15 protein-coding genes are annotated in these 15,057 nt (G+C 66.3%); 7 read left to right on the top strand and 8 right to left on the bottom strand.

The annotated features are described in order from the left end of the window. Positions 1–114 precede the first annotated feature (114 nt). Complete coding sequence (locus tag AC1DE3_RS07790; RefSeq protein ID WP_441512372.1) at positions 115–456, top strand: hypothetical protein; 342 nt, start codon at positions 115–117, stop codon at positions 454–456. A 125-nt stretch (positions 457–581) separates the two neighbouring features. On the opposite strand, the gene cimA is transcribed toward AC1DE3_RS07790, so the two are convergent. Further along, complete coding sequence (gene cimA / locus AC1DE3_RS07785; RefSeq protein WP_441512371.1) at positions 582–2,180, bottom strand: citramalate synthase; 1,599 nt, start codon at positions 2,178–2,180, stop codon at positions 582–584. A 103-nt stretch (positions 2,181–2,283) separates the two neighbouring features. Further along, on the bottom strand, positions 2,284–3,807 hold the full coding sequence (cysS, locus tag AC1DE3_RS07780; RefSeq protein ID WP_441512370.1) for a cysteine--tRNA ligase: 1,524 nt from the start codon (positions 3,805–3,807) through the stop codon (positions 2,284–2,286). 312 nt (positions 3,808–4,119) lie between these two features. Here cysS and AC1DE3_RS07775 point away from each other — a divergent pair, with 312 nt between their 5' ends. After that, a complete protein-coding gene (locus AC1DE3_RS07775; RefSeq protein ID WP_441512369.1) occupies positions 4,120–4,449 on the top strand; it encodes a hypothetical protein in 330 nt (109 codons plus the stop codon). 12 nt (positions 4,450–4,461) lie between these two features. On the opposite strand, the gene AC1DE3_RS07770 is transcribed toward AC1DE3_RS07775, so the two are convergent. Beyond that, complete coding sequence (locus AC1DE3_RS07770; protein WP_441512368.1) at positions 4,462–4,983, bottom strand: CreA family protein; 522 nt, start codon at positions 4,981–4,983, stop codon at positions 4,462–4,464. A 100-nt stretch (positions 4,984–5,083) separates the two neighbouring features. Between AC1DE3_RS07770 and AC1DE3_RS07765 the strand changes: the two genes are divergently transcribed. Continuing rightward, positions 5,084–5,635, top strand: a complete 552-nt coding sequence (locus tag AC1DE3_RS07765; RefSeq protein ID WP_476852304.1) for a GNAT family N-acetyltransferase — start codon at positions 5,084–5,086, stop codon at positions 5,633–5,635. On the opposite strand, the gene AC1DE3_RS07760 is transcribed toward AC1DE3_RS07765, so the two are convergent. The 3 genes from AC1DE3_RS07760 to AC1DE3_RS07750 form a co-directional block, all read right to left on the bottom strand. Beyond that, complete coding sequence (locus AC1DE3_RS07760) at positions 5,616–6,149, bottom strand: hypothetical protein (protein ID WP_441512366.1); 534 nt, start codon at positions 6,147–6,149, stop codon at positions 5,616–5,618. The two genes, AC1DE3_RS07765 and AC1DE3_RS07760, sit on opposite strands and share 20 nt — an antisense overlap. A gap of 93 nt (positions 6,150–6,242) precedes the next feature. After that, complete coding sequence (locus AC1DE3_RS07755; RefSeq protein WP_441512365.1) at positions 6,243–6,821, bottom strand: DinB family protein; 579 nt, start codon at positions 6,819–6,821, stop codon at positions 6,243–6,245. A gap of 8 nt (positions 6,822–6,829) precedes the next feature. Beyond that, positions 6,830–7,840 (bottom strand): fumarylacetoacetate hydrolase family protein, encoded by a 1,011-nt coding sequence (locus tag AC1DE3_RS07750; protein ID WP_441512364.1) that lies wholly within the window; start codon positions 7,838–7,840, stop codon positions 6,830–6,832. 62 nt (positions 7,841–7,902) lie between these two features. On the opposite strand from AC1DE3_RS07750, the gene AC1DE3_RS07745 reads away from it, so the two are divergent. Then, a complete protein-coding gene (locus tag AC1DE3_RS07745; RefSeq protein WP_441512363.1) occupies positions 7,903–8,988 on the top strand; it encodes a TRAP transporter substrate-binding protein in 1,086 nt (361 codons plus the stop codon). Positions 8,989–9,020: 32 nt separating this feature from the next. After that, positions 9,021–9,518, top strand: coding sequence for a MarR family winged helix-turn-helix transcriptional regulator (locus AC1DE3_RS07740; protein ID WP_441512362.1), 498 nt, complete (start codon positions 9,021–9,023; stop codon positions 9,516–9,518). 120 nt (positions 9,519–9,638) lie between these two features. Here the strand turns inward: AC1DE3_RS07740 and AC1DE3_RS07735 are convergent, their stop codons facing one another. Then, positions 9,639–10,589, bottom strand: coding sequence for a phosphoribosylaminoimidazolesuccinocarboxamide synthase (locus tag AC1DE3_RS07735; protein WP_476852303.1), 951 nt, complete (start codon positions 10,587–10,589; stop codon positions 9,639–9,641). Between the two features lie 261 nt (positions 10,590–10,850). Here AC1DE3_RS07735 and AC1DE3_RS07730 point away from each other — a divergent pair, with 261 nt between their 5' ends. Then, the gene (locus AC1DE3_RS07730) at positions 10,851–12,023 is read left to right on the top strand and encodes a DUF2865 domain-containing protein (protein ID WP_441512360.1); all 1,173 of its coding nucleotides are present in this window, start codon (positions 10,851–10,853) and stop codon (positions 12,021–12,023) included. 188 nt (positions 12,024–12,211) lie between these two features. After that, the gene (locus tag AC1DE3_RS07725; protein ID WP_441512359.1) at positions 12,212–13,534 is read left to right on the top strand and encodes an MFS transporter; all 1,323 of its coding nucleotides are present in this window, start codon (positions 12,212–12,214) and stop codon (positions 13,532–13,534) included. 144 nt (positions 13,535–13,678) lie between these two features. Here the strand turns inward: AC1DE3_RS07725 and gltX are convergent, their stop codons facing one another. Further along, complete coding sequence (gene gltX, locus AC1DE3_RS07720) at positions 13,679–15,022, bottom strand: glutamate--tRNA ligase (protein ID WP_476852353.1); 1,344 nt, start codon at positions 15,020–15,022, stop codon at positions 13,679–13,681. Between the last annotated feature and the right edge of the window lie 35 nt (positions 15,023–15,057).

Raw genomic sequence — 15,057 nt, 5'->3', positions numbered from 1 at the left:
GATCGCATCGCCATCCGTTGCGGTCTCGCCTGAAAGCCGCCTTGCTCTCGTCGAAAGCCCGGTGTCTGATCCTGCCAGAGCGTTCGACGCTCGGGATCGGGGACAGAAACAACCATGAGAGATCAACATCTTGTCGCCAAGGGGCTAGGCGCCGCCGCCGCGCTCATGCTCGCCATCCTGCCCGCCACCGCGCAGTCCGGCAAACCGCATGCGCAGATCACCATCAGCAACCAGCGCAGCGTTCCGCTCAACAGTTTCGAGATCGCGACGCCCGGAGACCAGCAACGCCTCGTCGCCAAGCTCGCCAAGCCGCTGGCGCCCGGCAAGAGCGTCGCACTCAAGCTCAACAAGCCGCAGGGCTGTTCCTATACGGTTCAGGCGCGGTTCGAAGACGAAGCCTCGAGCGACGCCGACATGGACCTGTGCAAGGATCGCGTCATCCGCCTGACGGAGTGAGGCTGAACCCCGTCATTCTCGGGCGGAGCGAAGCGCAGACCCGAGAAGCTCGGGACAATGGAGGTTCCAGCGCCTTCATCGGTAAGAGATGCTCGGGTCAAGCCCGAGCATGACGGCGCGAGGTTTCAAGCCGTCGCGCCGGCCTTCACCAGCTTGTAGGTGATCGAGTCGACCAGCGCCTGGAACGAGGCGTCGATGATGTTGGCGCTGACGCCGACCGTCGTCCAGCGCTCGCCGGTCTCGTCGCCCGACTCTATCAGCACGCGGGTCACAGCGTCGGTGCCGCCCTGGAAGACACGCACCTTGTAGTCGACCAGGCGCAACCCCTCGATCAGCGACTGGTAACGGCCGAGATCCTTGCGCAAGGCGATATCGAGCGCGTTGACCGGGCCGGCATCGCCCTCCGCCGCCGAGATCAGCAGGTCGTCACCGACCTTCACCTTGACGATCGCCTCGGAGAAGGTGACGAGCTCGCCCAGCGCGTTGTAGCGGCGTTCCACATTCACGGCGAAGCGCTCGACCGCGAAGTAGTCCGGCACCTCGCCGAGAATGCGCTTCACCAGCAGGAAGAAGGAGGCATCGGCGCCCTCGAAGGCGTAGCCCTGCGCTTCCTTGTCCTTGACCTCCTGCAGCACGCGGTTGAGCCGCGGATCGTCGCGGCCGAGCGTGACGCCGATGCGTTCCAGCTCAGCGACGAGGTTCGACTTGCCGCCCTGATCGGAGATCAGGACCTTGCGCATGTTGCCGGTCGCCTCCGGCGCGACATGCTCATAGGTGCGCGGATCCTTGAGCACGGCAGAAGCGTGGATGCCGGCCTTGGTCGCGAAGGCCGAGGCGCCGACGAAGGGCGCGTGGCGGTTCGGCGCGCGGTTCAGCATCTCGTCGAGCGCGCGCGAGACATGGGTGAGCTCCCCGAGCTGGTCTTCGCTGACGCCGAGTTCGAAACGGTCGCGATAGCGCTCCTTGAGCTTCAGCGCGCCGATCAGCGTGACGAGATTGGCATTGCCGCAGCGCTCGCCCAGCCCGTTCAGCGTGCCCTGGATCTGCCGGGCGCCGGCCTCGACCGCCGCGAGCGAATTGGCGACGGCGCAGCCGCAATCGTCATGGGCGTGGATGCCGAGATTGTCACCCGGGACGACCTTGGCGACCTCGCGGACGATGGCGCCGACCTCGTCGGGCAGCGTGCCGCCATTGGTGTCGCACAGCACGACCCAGCGGGCGCCGGCCTCATAGGCCGTGCGGGCACAGGCGAGCGCGTAGTCGGGATTGGCCTTGTAGCCGTCGAAGAAGTGCTCGCAATCGAGCATCACCTCGCGACCCGCGGCCTTCGCGGCCTCGACGCTCTCGCGGATGCCGGCAAGGTTTTCTTCCAGTGAAATCTCGAGCGCGACATGGACATGGTAGTCCCAGCTCTTCGCAACGAAGACGATCGCATCGGCTTTCGCCGCCAGCAGCGCGGCGATGCCGGGGTCGTTGGCAGCGGAGCGCCCTGCCCGCTTGGTCATGCCGAAGGCGGCGAACTTCGCCTGCGTGGTCGCCTTCTCCTCGAAGAAGGCGGTGTCGAGCGGATTGGCGCCAGGATAGCCGCCCTCGACATAATCGACGCCGAGCCGGTCGAGCAGCGCGGCGACGGCGCGCTTGTCGTCGAGCGAGAAATCGACTCCGGTGGTCTGCGCCCCGTCGCGCAACGTCGTGTCGAAGAGATGAACGCGGGGCGCGCTCATCGCTCCCGCCTCAGTTTGAAGCGGACAACGCGCGGCACGACCATCGCCAGCATGACCATCTTGATGGCGAAGGAGAGCGAGCCGGCGGGGCGGATTTTCGGGCTCATCGCTTCACCTCCCAGCTGGTCGTCGGCTCGCCGGTGGCGGGGTCCTTGCCGTCCTTGAGCGCGATGCCCATGGCGGTCAGCTCATCGCGGATGCGATCGGACTCGGCGAAGTTCTTCGCGCGGCGGGCGGCGAGGCGGGCGGCGATCAGCACCTCGACGTCCACTCCCGCAGCTTCTTCCTCTGCGCGCAGGGCTGCGCTGTTTCGCTCTGCCTCTTCGCGAGCGAATTTCCAGATATCGATCCCGACCAGTTCCAGCATCGCGACAAGAGTGCGCTGGCCAGTTCCATCCTTGAGCGCCCCCTCGATTGCTTTCATTGCCTCGGCAAAATTCAGATCATCCGCAAGCGCTTCGACGAATTCCGGCGGCAGAGCGACCTGATCCTCCGAAATTTCGTTGAACTCGATCTGCGCTACCCATTGGCGCAACTTACGCTCCGCCTCCTCCAGCGCCTTCACCGTCCAGTCGATCGGCTGGCGGTAATGCGTCTTCAGCATCGCGAGACGCAGCACTTCGCCCGGCCATTTGCGGCCGCCGAACGCGTCAGTCTCCAGCAGCTCATGGATCGTGACGAAGTTGCCGAGGGACTTCGACATCTTCTCGCCCTCGACCTGCAGGAAGCCGTTATGCATCCAGATATTGGCCATGAGCGGCTGCCCTTCCCCGCCGCCGAAGGCGCAGCAGGATTGGGCGATCTCGTTCTCATGGTGCGGGAAGACGAGGTCGATGCCGCCGCCATGGATGTCGAAGACGTTCTTCGCCGGATCGTCGCATGCAAGGCCGCCGCCGAAGGGCGAGAGCAGCTTCGCCATCGACATGGCCGAGCATTCGATATGCCAGCCGGGCCGGCCGGGCGTGGCGATGCCGGCCGGCGACGGCCAGCCGGGATCGATGCCGTCACGGCTCGGCTTCCACAGCACGAAATCCATGGAGTCGCGCTTGTACGGTGCGACGTCGACGCGGGCACCGGCCAGCATCTCGTCAAGCGATCGGCGGGCGAGCGTGCCGTATTTCGGCGCCTTGGCGAGATGCGACGCTGCCGGAACATGGAAAAGCACATGCTCCTCGGCGACATAGGCGACGCCACGCGCGATCAGGCGCTCGATGATCGCCTTCATCTCCTCGATATGGTCGGTGGCGCGGGGCTCCGCCGTCGGGCGCAAATTGCCGAGCGCATCCACGTCATGATGGAACTGCGCCGTCGTCGCCCGTGTGACCTGCGCGATCGCCTCGTTCAGCGGCAGGCCGGGAAAGTCGCGGGCAGCGCGGGCGTTGATCTTGTCGTCGACGTCCGTGAGGTTGCGAGCATAGGTGACACGCTCCGCCCCATAGATGTGGCGCAGCAGCCGGTAGAGCACGTCGAAGACGATGACCGGGCGGGCATTGCCGATATGGGCGTAGTCGTAGACCGTCGGGCCGCAAACATACATGCGGACATTCGACGGATCGATCGGCGCGAAGTCCTGCTTCGTCCGCGTCAGCGTGTTGTGGAGCCTCAGGGTCGGCGACATCGGGGGCAAATCCTGGAACGAACGAAACGGCGAAATACGAGAAAAGACCTGGCCGCTGGCCGGGGAGCTTTTGTCGGTTCGTTTTCAGGACGAGGACGTGAGCAGCCGGCCAGCGAAAGCTAGCGGCAAATAATGCAAGGGCTGTTGATGGCGGCTCGCGTCATGATGGAAAGTGATTGCCTGTCCACAGGCCTTGCGTCAAGAGGGCGCCCTATTTGTTGCGGCGCAACATTTCGGCCGCAATTCACGCAAATTTAACCGCCCGGAACCATCCTCCCGATTCACGGGTTCTCCGCCCGTCTTCATCAGGAACCAGATTTCATGCGCCGCGCCGTGGCTTTCGTCGGACTGCTCGGGATCGTCGCCGCCGGCATCTCGCTCTCGATCATGCCGTCCAGCCGTTCGGTCGCCGCCGCAAACGAGCCGCGAACCTTCCTGATCCCCGCCAGCGACGGCTATGGCGTCGCCGACTGCATCTCGACGAAGGCCGAATGCGGCAAGATCGTCGCCAATGCGTGGTGCGAGTCTCAGGGCTTCGGCAAGGCGGTCGCCTTCGGCGTGGCCGATCGCGAGGATTTCACCGGCACGGTCGCCCGCCCAAGCCCGGCCCAGGTGGCAGAGCAGCCGCTCAGCATCACCTGCAGCAACTGACCCGCAGGCCGATCAGCGAATCCACTCCGAGCATTTCGGCGGCTCGCCGGACGTCCCCCAGGGCATGATCGGCACGGTCGAGGTCGAGTTCTGCGGCGAGCCGTCGATCAGCTTGTCGGTGTAGACCAGATAGACCAGCACGTTGCGCTTGGTGTCGCAGCCGCGCACGATCTGCATCTTCTTCCAGACCAGCGAGCGGCGCTCACGGAAGACGACATCGCCCTGCTCCGCCTTTTCCTTGAACTTGATCGGCCCGATCTGGCGGCAGGCCAGCGAGACCTCCGAGACCTCCTCGGCCACGCCGAACATGCCGGAAACGCCACCCTTCTCGGGCACCGTATAGTGGCAGGCCACACCCTCGACGATGGGATCGTCGACGCCGTAGACGGCGAGCTTGTCGTTCGGGGTCAGCATCTTCCAGACGGTCGACTTGCGGAAGATCAGGTCCTCCTGAGCCGTCGCGGGCGACAACAAACCTCCTGACAGGGTGACGGCCAGCGCGGCCAAGACCCAACGGCGAAGCAGCATTCTCATTCTCCCGGCGCGTTCCAGATCGGCGCCCGGCACGATATGGGAAGCCCTGCACCGCTGCACCAGAGTATTGCGCTGCAACCGCCGGGAAGAGGATCGCCGCGTGCTGCCGGAACTGGAAAGCGAAAGGCTGCTGCTGCGCCCGCGCCGGCTTGCGGATATCGAGGCCGTCATGCGCATGAACGCCGACCCGCAGGTGATGCGCCATATCGCGGCGGTCGGAGACCCAGCCATGGGGCGGGAGGCCGTCGCCGCGCGCAGCTTCAACCATGTCGAGCGCGGGCTGGGCTACTGGTCGGTCTTCGCCAAGGCGAACCCTCGAGAATTCACCGGCTATGTCGGGCTCATTCCCGACGGCGACGCGGCGGAGGATGTGCAGATCAGCTACCGTTTCGCGGTGCGGCATTGGGGGCGGGGCTATGCCGGCGAAGCCGCGGCCTGCCTCCTCGACTACAGCTTCGGCACGCTCGGCTTCCCCATGATCGGGATCACGACCCATCCGCTCAACGCCGCCTCGCTGCGTCTGGCCGGGCGGCTGGGCTTCGCGGCGGCGCCGACGGACCCCCGCATCCTCATCGGCGATCCGCCGGTTCCGGCGGCGCGGCTGTGGCTCAAGCGCGGCGCGTGGCCGAAGCTCAGGCCGCCAGAGGCTTGAAGACGAGATAGGCCGCCACGAGCGCGCCGACCACGCCGAGCGCGAACAGGACGAGCTTCATCCGCGTCATCGTGCTGGCGAAGGCGACATTGCCGCTATCGACCTGCGGATAACGGTCGAGCAGGCGCGCCACGGCGAAATTCTCGGCAACGTCGCAGAGGCCGCCCAGGAACCAGCCGCCGCCGCAGAGCGCCGCCACCCACCAGGGCTGGCCGCGCGTGGCGAGGCCGGCGATCAGCAGCGCGCCAACGATCGCATAGGTGAAGGCGCAAGCAACATCTGCGGGCAGCACGCGATTGCGATAGCGCGCCCGCCTCGTCTCGCCATAGAGCGAGAACAGCTTCTCGACATCGGCGACGTTGTAGCCGTCCCAGTCGCTCTCCAGCATGCGCGGCACGCCCTGCCGGCTCGACCAGAAGCCGACCGCCCAGAACAGCACCACCACCAGCACTGGCCCCCAGATGAAGAAGGCGAGCGGGACGATGGTCGAATAGAACGGCACGGTCTCGATCATGGCGGCTCGTTTCTCGCGGCAGGCATCGGCGCTTCGTGGGTCAGGTTATCCGGCGTGCGGGCCGCCGCCAAGCACGGCAAACCCCTTCCCTGCTCAAAGCAGCACTTCCGGCGGCAGCAGGTCGAGGCGGCGCAGCTCGACGCGCGTCTGCTGCGAATCGTAGAGCAGGAAATATTCGTCGAGCTGGGGTGGCGCGATGTCGGTCCCGGACAGCATCGCATGGGCCTGGCCGCGATGGTGGATCTGGTGCTGGAAGAGATGCGCCAGCAGATCGTCGATCCGCTCCTCGACCGCGCCATGCTCGCCGCGGTCCGTAGCGACGGTCGCATCGAGCGCAGCGTCCGAAAGCCCATCGCAGACGGCGATGAGGCGGCGATCGGCTGCGCTCTGCGCCTGGAACAGCGCCGGCGCCTCGAAGGGCCGGAAGCGTTCGAAGACCTGCCGGCCGAGCCCGCCACGCTCGAGCGCATCGATATAGTAGAGATCGACCATCAGATTGTGATTCAACGTCTCGCGCAGCGAGGGAAAGAAGCTCGTGCGCGTTGCCTTGAAGGCGTCGTCGTCCAGCCGCATGCAAGCCGAGAGCAGCCGCCAGTTCGCCCAGGCGTTGTTATGCGCCATCTTGCGGAAATGGGCGCTCAGCGGCCCGCGCCGGCTCGCGTTTTCAGACATCGCGCGGCTCAGACATGTGGCAGGATCTCCTGTTCGATCGCGCCGAAGATGGAGTACCCGGCGGCATCCTTCATCTCGATGCGAACCGTGTCGCCGAAACGCAGGAAGGGCGTCTTCGGTTCGCCCTGAAGGATCGTCTCGACCATGCGCTGCTCGGCGATGCAGGCATAGCCGAGGCCGCCCGCCGCCACCGGCCGGCCCGGCCCGCCATCGGCATCGCGGTTCGAGACCGTGCCGGAGCCGATGATCGTGCCGGCCGAAAGCCGGCGCGTAGCGGCGGCATGCGCCACCAGCGTGCCGAAGTCGAAGGTCATGTCGGCGCCGGCATCGGGCTTGCCGAAGGGGGTGCCGTTGACCTGCGTCAGCAGCGGCAGATGGAGCTTTCCATCCCGCCAGGCCGCGCCGAGTTCTTCAGGCGTGACGGCGACCGGCGAGAAGGCCGAAGACGGCTTTGACTGAACGAATCCAAAGCCTTTCGCCAGTTCGCTCGGAATCCGATTCCGCAAGCTCACGTCGTTTGCGAGCATGACGAGGCGGATGCGGGCGAGCGCATCCTCCCGGCTCGCGCCCATCGGCACGTCGTCGGTGACGACCGCGATCTCCGCCTCGAAATCGATGCCGTCCTCCTCGCTGCGGGCCTGGATCGCCTGGCGCGGACCGAGCGGCGCGTCGCTGCCGCCCTGATACATCAGCGGATCGGTCCAGAAGCTCTCGGGCATGGTCGCCCCCCTCGCCTTCCGGACGAGATCGACATGGTTCACATAGGCGGAGCCGTCGAGCCATTGATAGGCGCGCGGCAACGGCGCAGCGCAGTCATGTTCATGGAAGCGGAAGGACGGCACCGAGCCGTGCTCCAAACCCTCGGCCAGGTCGGCGAGGCGCGGGGCGAGGCGCTTCCAGTCGTCCAGCGCGGCCTGCAGGGTCGCGACGACCGGGAAGGCGTCGGTCGCACGGGTCAGATCCCGCGAGACGATGACGAGGCGGCCATCTCGGCCATGCGTAAGCGAAGCGAGCTTCATCTCTTTCCATTCCTTCCCGGACGCGCCAATAAGGACGCAACGAGCCTTCGGGAGGAGACCATATGGAACGTCGCAGCTTTTTGAAAACGGGGGCACTCGCCGCCGCCGCGACGACCGTCGCGATGCCGGCGATCGCCCAGTCGCAGCCCGAGGTGAAATGGCGGTTGACGTCGAGCTTCCCGAAGTCGCTCGACACCATCTTCGGCACCGCGCAGCAGTTCTCGAAATACGTATCCGAGGCGACGGACGGCAAGTTCGACATCCAGGTCTTCGCTCCCGGCGAGATCGTCCCCGGCCTGCAGGCGCTCGATGCGGTGTCTTCGGGAACTGTCGAATGCGCGCATTCGCCGACCTATTTCTATATCGGCAAGGATCCGACGCTCGGCTTGGGCACCGGCATCCCCTTCGGCCTCAATGCCCGCCAGCAGCATAGCTGGTGGTATTTCGGCGGCGGCGAGCAGATCGTGAACGGCGTGCTCGACCGCTTCAACGCCTATTCCATCCCCTGCGGCAATTCGGGCTGCCAGATGGGCGGMTTCTTCCGCAAGGAACTCGCCGGCCTCGACGACCTCAAGGGCCTGAAGTTCCGCATCGGCGGCATGGGCGGGGCGGTGCTCGCCAAGCTCGGCGTGGTGCCGACGCAGATTGCGCCCGGCGACGTGTATCCGGCGCTGGAGCGCGGCACGATCGACGCTGCCGAGTTCGTCGGCCCCTATGACGACGAGAAGCTCGGCTTCATCCGCGTCGCGAAATACTACTACTACCCCGGCTGGTGGGAGGGCGGCGCGATGCTGCATCTCATCATCGGCAAGGACGCCTGGAGCAAGCTGCCGAAGCATTACCAGGCCATCGTCCAGAACGCCTGCGAAGCCGCCAACAACTGGATGCTGGCGAAGTACGACTTCGTGAATCCCGGCGGCCTGCGCCGGCTGGTGGCGCAGGGCGCGCAGCTGCGCGGCTTCCCGCTGCCAGTCATGGAGGCCGCGCTCAAGGCGGCCGAGGAATATTACGCCGAGACCAGCGCCAAGAGCCCGGACTTCAAGAAGGGATACGACTCCATGGTCGCCTTCCGCGGCGAGAACCTGCTCTGGTGGCAGGTGGCAGAGCTTTCGTACGACAGCTTCATGAACCGGCTGAAGGCGCGCTGAGGCGCGCCTTTTCATCGCTAGATCGCATCGCCATGACGACGAAACCACCCACTGATCCCGAGACCAAGGCGCTCCATCTGGAGCGCTTCCTGCCTTATCGCCTCAACGTGGTCGGCACGCTGGGCGGCCGCGCGCTCGGCCGCATCTATGGCGAGCATTTCGGCATCGGCATCCCGGAATGGCGGGTGGTGGCGCAGCTCGGCGAATTCGGCAAGCTGACCTCACGCGACATCGGCGAGCTCGCCCAGATGCACAAGACCAAGGTCTCGCGCGCCGTCAGCGAGCTGGAGAAGCGGGGCCTCGTCTCGCGCGCCGAGAACCGGCAGGACCGGCGTGAATCCTTCGTGACGCTGACTGCGGCGGGCAAGCGCATCTACGACCAGATCGTGCCGCTCGCGCTCGGCTTCGAGGCGCGCTGGGTCGAGGATATCTCCCCCGACGAGCTCAAGGTGTTCGAGCGCGTGCTGTCGATCCTGACCGAGCGCGGCCGGCATCTCGCCGGCGGCTATCGCGACGAGGACGGGGCCTGAAGGTAACGGCCGTCATGCTCGGGCTTGACCCGAGCATCTCGTGACGCGGAGGCTCCGAGCTTCGTCCGGCCTGAGATTCTCGGGTCAAGCCCGAGAATGACGTGCATTCCCGCAGCGCCCCTAGAAATACTGCGCCAGATTGCGCCTGATCCGCGGCAGCGGATCCTCCCCCTCTGGCGGATAGGCGAAGGGCTGTCCGGTGATCGTCTCGAAGGCGCGGACATAGACCGCCGAGGTCTGGTCGATCAGCTCCTGCGGGATCGGTGGCAGCGCTTCCTTGTAGGGGTCGCAGCGGGCGACCACCCAGTTGCGCACGAAATCCTTGTCGAAGGATTCGGGCTTCTCGCCGGCGGCGAAGCGGGCCGGATAGCTTTCCGCGAACCAGTAGCGGCTCGAATCCGGCGTGTGGATCTCGTCGGCGAGGAGGATGCGCCCCTCGGCGTCGGTGCCGAACTCGTATTTGGTGTCGGCGAGGATGAGGCCGCGCTCGCGGGCGAGCTTCCGGCCACGCGCGAAGAGTGCGAGCGCGTAAGCCGAGACGGTGTCCCATTGCTCCTGCGTCAGCAGTCCGCCCTCGACGATCTGGTGCTCGGAGAGCGGCTCGTCATGGCCGCCGTCGAAGGCCTTGCTCGTCGGCGTGATGATCGCCTCCGGAAGCTCCTGATTGTCGCGCAGGCGGTCCGGCAGGGTGATGCCGTACATATCGCGCTGACCCTGCTTGTAGAGCGTCAGGATCGAGGTGCCGGTCGTCCCGGCCAGATAGCCGCGCACGACGATCTCGACCGGCAGGATCTCGAGGCGCGTGCCGACGACGACGTTGGGATCGGGATATTCGAGCACGTGATTGGGACAGATATCGGCGGTCTGCTCGAACCAGTAGCGCGCCGTCTGGGTCAGCACCTGGCCCTTGAGTGGAATCGACGCGATCGCGCGGTCGAAGGCCGAGAGCCGGTCGGTCGAGATCAGGATGCGGCGGCCATCCGGCAAATCGTAATTCTCGCGGACCTTGCCGCGATAGTAGTTCGGCAGTTCCGGAATGACGGCTTCGTGAAGAGGCAGATAATCGGACATGGCGGAGCTTGCCTCTTTGACGGAGCGCGCGGACAGGCGCCGGAGCGCCGTTCAGGCAGTCCTTCTAGCGAAAGCGCGCGTTTTCCACCACCGCGGCGGCATGTGCTTCCCCCGATTGCTGCAACGGCCCGAATATGGCATGCGAAGCCTCGAGCGGGAGCCAGGTCCGCGGCGCACCGACGCAGGCCGCTCCATAGTTCCGTCGTGTTTGGCGGGTGTTGTTGGGCGGAGCCGGCAAACCGGCTTTCGACCATGGATGGCGTGACCCGACCTGCGATGATCCTGCGACTTTCCAGACGTTTCAGCATGGCGCTGCTGGCGCTCGCAGCCCTCAGCGGGCCTGCCGCAGCGCAATCGCCTTCCTGCGACGCCTGGCGGTCGGAACTCGAAAGCCTGCAAGGCCGCAGCGGCGGCGACCCGCGCGCTGCCCAGGCCGCCGAACGTGTCGGCGCCCAGCTTTCGCAGCTCAACGGGCAATATCGCGCGATGGGCTGCGAGCGTTCTTTCGGCATTTTCGATTCGGGCCCGCCGCAATGCGGTGCGATCCGCGCCCAGCTCGGCCAGCTGCAGTCGCAATATGCGGCGCTGCAGCGGCAGGCGCAGAGCGGCGGGGTCGAGCAGCGGCGCGCCCAGCTCGCCGCTGCGATCAACAACAATTGCCGGGCGCAGCCGCGCGGCTTCTTCGAGACGATCTTCGGGATCGAGCCCCGCCGCGGCGGCGAGATCGATTCGACCATGCCGGAACTCGACCCGGAGCAGCCGATGGAACCGGCGAAGCCGCGCCTCGGCGGCCCGCAGACCGTCTGCGTGCGAACCTGCGACGGCTTCTTCTTTCCGCTGAGCAACAACACCGGCAATCCCGACGAAATGTGCCAGGCGCTCTGCCCCGGCGTCGAAACGCTCGCCTACGGCATGAGTGCCGGCGGCGACGTCCAGAACGCCGCCTCGCGCTCGACCGGGCAGCCTTACTCTTCGCTGCCGAACGCGCTGAAGTACACGCGCAGTTTCGACGCGGCCTGCACCTGCCGCGGCCAGGGCGAGAGCTGGTCGGCGGCACTAAAGAATGCCGAGTATCTGCTCGACAAGCGCAAGGGTGACGTCATCCTGACGGAGCAGCGCGCGGCCGAGCTCTCGCGCCCGAAGATCGACCCGAAGGCGGAGGCCAAGCGGCGGGGCGCGGCACAGCAGCCGGCTCCCACCTCCACCGGGACCGTGCCCGAGGTCGCCGACGACAAGCCGATGCCATCCGAGAACTCGCCGACCTCGGGCACGGAATCAGCCGGTGTCGGCCCCGACATCGTCGGCGAGAAGGTGCTCGACAAGAAGGACGGGCTGAAGAGCGAGTCGCGCAGCGTCACCGGAGAACGCCGCAGCGTCCGGATCGTCGCGCCCAATCTCGCGCCCAATCTGAGTCCGCAACTCGTCCGGCCCTGATCCGGCAAAGTTCCATGCGCCTTGCGCAGGAACGCGGGCAAGACGACAGCGCGCCGGCCGCTGGACGCATGGCTAAAACCGGCGCATAAGGAGCCATCAAGCCGCCCTCGGGAGGCCGCCAGACTGCCTTCCACGGCCCTTCGGGCCGCGCGCTCGCCTCTGACGCTCCCCAGCTCCAGAAGGCCGCCATGTCCGATACGACCACCACGCAGCATCCCCATCCGATCGAGCTCGACGACGCCAAACGACGCCTCAAGGCGATCTTCATCGGCTCCGTCGGCAATCTCGTCGAATGGTACGATTTCTACGCCTACACCGCCTTTGCGCTCTATTTCGCGCCGCATTTCTTTCCTTCGCATGATCCGGTCGTGCAGCAGCTCAATGCCGCGACGCTTTTCGCCGCCGGCTTCATCGTGCGGCCGGTCGGCGGCTGGCTCTTCGGGCATCTCGCGGACCGCTATGGGCGGCGGCTATCGCTGATGGTGTCGGTCCTGATGATGTGCTTCGGCTCGCTCCTCATCGCCTTCACGCCGACCTATGCGACGATCGGCTTCGCTGCCCCGGCCCTGCTGGCGCTGGCGCGTATCATCGAGGGGCTGAGCCTCGGCGGCGAATACGGGGCGAGCGCGACCTATCTCTCCGAGATCGCCGACCCCGAGCATCGCGGTTTCTATTCGAGCTTCCAGTATGTGACGCTGATCGGCGGCCAGCTCACCGCGATCCTGGTGCTGCTGCTGCTCCAGAACGTCTTCCTGACGCATGAGCAGCTTGTCGCCTGGGGCTGGCGCATCCCCTTCGTGATCGGCGCGCTGCTCGCCGTCACCGCGATGTTCATGCGGCGGCATATGCAGGAGACCGAAGCCTTCGAGGCGGCCAAGAGCACGATGAAGCGCGAAAGCTCGCTCAAGGGCCTGCTGCGCTATCCGCGCGAGGTTGCCATCGTGGTCGGCCTCACCGCCGGCGGCACGGCCGCCTTCTACACCTTCACCACCTATATGCAGACCTTCGTCAGGCAGACGGTCGGCCTCTCCGACATCGTGACGACCTATGTCATCGCAGGATCACTGATCTTCGCGGCAGCGCTGCAGCCGATCTACGGGCTGATCTCCGACAAGATCGGCCGCAAGCCGATGCTGATGTTCTTCGGCCTCGCCGGCACGCTCCTGACCGTGCCGATCCTGATGACGCTCGCCGGCACGAAATCGGCGTGGATGGCTTTCCTGCTGATCTGCGGCGCCTGGATCTTCACCGCCGGCTATACCTCGATCAATGCCGTCGTGAAGGCGGAACTCTTCCCGACGGCGATCCGCGCCACGGGGGTCGCCGTGCCCTATGCGGTCACGGTTTCGATCTTCGGCGGCACGGCGCCCGCCATCGCCCTGTTCTTCAAGCAGCAGGGCCACGAAGAGTGGTTCTATTACTACCTCGCCGGGATCATCTTCCTGTCGTTCCTGGTCTATTCGACCATGCGCGACACCAAGCGCGCCTCGGCGATGGAGCGGCACGAGTGAAGCCCTGTCATTCCAGGGCAGGCTGGCTGGCCTGAACCCGGAACCCACGACTGGGCAAATCGCTGCAAGGCGCCGTCATCAAGAGCTCGCCCAGTCGTGGATTCCGGGTTCAAGCGCTACGCGCTCGCCCCGGAATGACAACCTTCAGGTGCTCTCGCCGGCCAGTCGCTTCAGCGCCTTCTCGCGCCCGATCAGCGGCAGCAGCGCCGCCAGTTCCGGGCCGTGATCAAGACCCGTCAGCGCCTGCCGCAGCGGCATGAACAGCGCCTTGCCCTTGGCGCCGGTCGCGGCCGAAACGGCCTGCGTCCAGCTCTTCCAGGTCGTGGCGTCGAAGGGCTCCTGCGGCAGCAGGCCGGCAGCCGTAGCCGCGAAGGACTGATCCGCGATCACGGGCGTGACCGCGCCCTGAACGACCTGCCACCACAAGGTCGCCTCATCCAGCTTCGCGTGGTTGCCGCGCACCGCCAGCCAGAAAGGCTCACCGCCGCCGACGCCGAGCGCCGCGAGCCGCTCCGCAACGGCCTCGAATGAGAAATGATGGAGCGTGCGTGCGCTCAGCGCCGCCAGCTCGTACTCGTCGAACTTGGCCGGTGCCCGCGAGACATGGGCGAGCTCGACGAGACCGGCCAATTCATCGAGGCTCGACACCGGGCGCACCGCATCGGAGGTGCCGACCATTGTCGCCAGTGCCGCGACCGCGAGCGCCTCGACGCCGCTGTCCCGTAGGCCGCGCAGCGAGAGATGGCCGAGGCGCTTGGAAAGCCCCTCGCCGCTCGCGGTGGTCAGCAGGTTGTGATGGCCAAAGGCCGGCAGGCTCGCGCCCAGCGCTTCGAAGATCTGCGCCTGCACCGCGGTGTTGGTAACATGGTCCTCGCCGCGGATGACATGCGTCACGCCGGTCTCGATATCGTCGACCACCGACGGCAGGGTGTAGAGATAGCTGCTGTCCTCGCGCACCAGAACCGGGTCGGAGAGCGAGGCGCAGTCGACGTGGGAGGCGCCGCGCACGAGATCGTCCCAGGTGACCTCGCGCGGCTCCAGCAGGAAGCGCCAGTGCGGCTTGCGCCCCTCCGCCTCGAAGGCCGCCTTCTGCTCGGTGGTGAGCTTCAGCGCGGCCCGGTCGTAAATCGGCGGCAGGCCGCGTGCGAGCTGGCGCTTGCGGCGCCTGTCGAGCTCGTCGGCGGTCTCGTAGCAGGCGTAGAGCCGCCCCGCCTGGCGCAGGCGCTCAGCCGCGGCGTCATAGACCGCAAGCCTCTCCGACTGCTTGATCACGAGATCGGGCACGATGCCGAGCCAGCCGAGATCCTCGGCAATGGCCTGCGCATATTCCGGCTTCGACCGGACGAGATCGGTATCGTCGTAGCGCAGCAGGAAGCGGCCGCCGTGCCGGCGGGCGAAAAGCCAGTTGAACAGCGCCGGCCGGGCGTTGCCGATGTGGAGATAGCCGGTGGGCGACGGCGCGAAGCGAACCAGGGGCGAGGTCATGATGCGGCTTATGGCGCGTTTGCAGGCAGGCGACAATC

The sequence above is a fragment of the Allobosea sp. 10L417 genome (assembly GCF_056395485.1).
The sequence above is the reverse complement of the archived record's forward strand: the minus strand, read 5'-3'. Positions and strand labels throughout refer to the sequence as shown.

What these genes read in the sequence shown, in the direction of transcription:
- AC1DE3_RS07790 (WP_441512372.1), top strand. Translation starts at nt 115, where the DNA reads ATGAGAGATCAACATCTTGTCGCCAAGGGGCTAGGCGCCGCCGCCGCG.
- cimA (WP_441512371.1), bottom strand. Translation starts at nt 2,180, where the DNA reads ATGAGCGCGCCCCGCGTTCATCTCTTCGACACGACGTTGCGCGACGGG.
- AC1DE3_RS07775 (WP_441512369.1), top strand. Translation starts at nt 4,120, where the DNA reads ATGCGCCGCGCCGTGGCTTTCGTCGGACTGCTCGGGATCGTCGCCGCC.
- AC1DE3_RS07770 (WP_441512368.1), bottom strand. Translation starts at nt 4,983, where the DNA reads ATGAGAATGCTGCTTCGCCGTTGGGTCTTGGCCGCGCTGGCCGTCACC.
- AC1DE3_RS07760 (WP_441512366.1), bottom strand. Translation starts at nt 6,149, where the DNA reads ATGATCGAGACCGTGCCGTTCTATTCGACCATCGTCCCGCTCGCCTTC.
- AC1DE3_RS07755 (WP_441512365.1), bottom strand. Translation starts at nt 6,821, where the DNA reads ATGTCTGAAAACGCGAGCCGGCGCGGGCCGCTGAGCGCCCATTTCCGC.
- AC1DE3_RS07750 (WP_441512364.1), bottom strand. Translation starts at nt 7,840, where the DNA reads ATGAAGCTCGCTTCGCTTACGCATGGCCGAGATGGCCGCCTCGTCATC.
- AC1DE3_RS07740 (WP_441512362.1), top strand. Translation starts at nt 9,021, where the DNA reads ATGACGACGAAACCACCCACTGATCCCGAGACCAAGGCGCTCCATCTG.
- AC1DE3_RS07735 (WP_476852303.1), bottom strand. Translation starts at nt 10,589, where the DNA reads ATGTCCGATTATCTGCCTCTTCACGAAGCCGTCATTCCGGAACTGCCG.
- AC1DE3_RS07725 (WP_441512359.1), top strand. Translation starts at nt 12,212, where the DNA reads ATGTCCGATACGACCACCACGCAGCATCCCCATCCGATCGAGCTCGAC.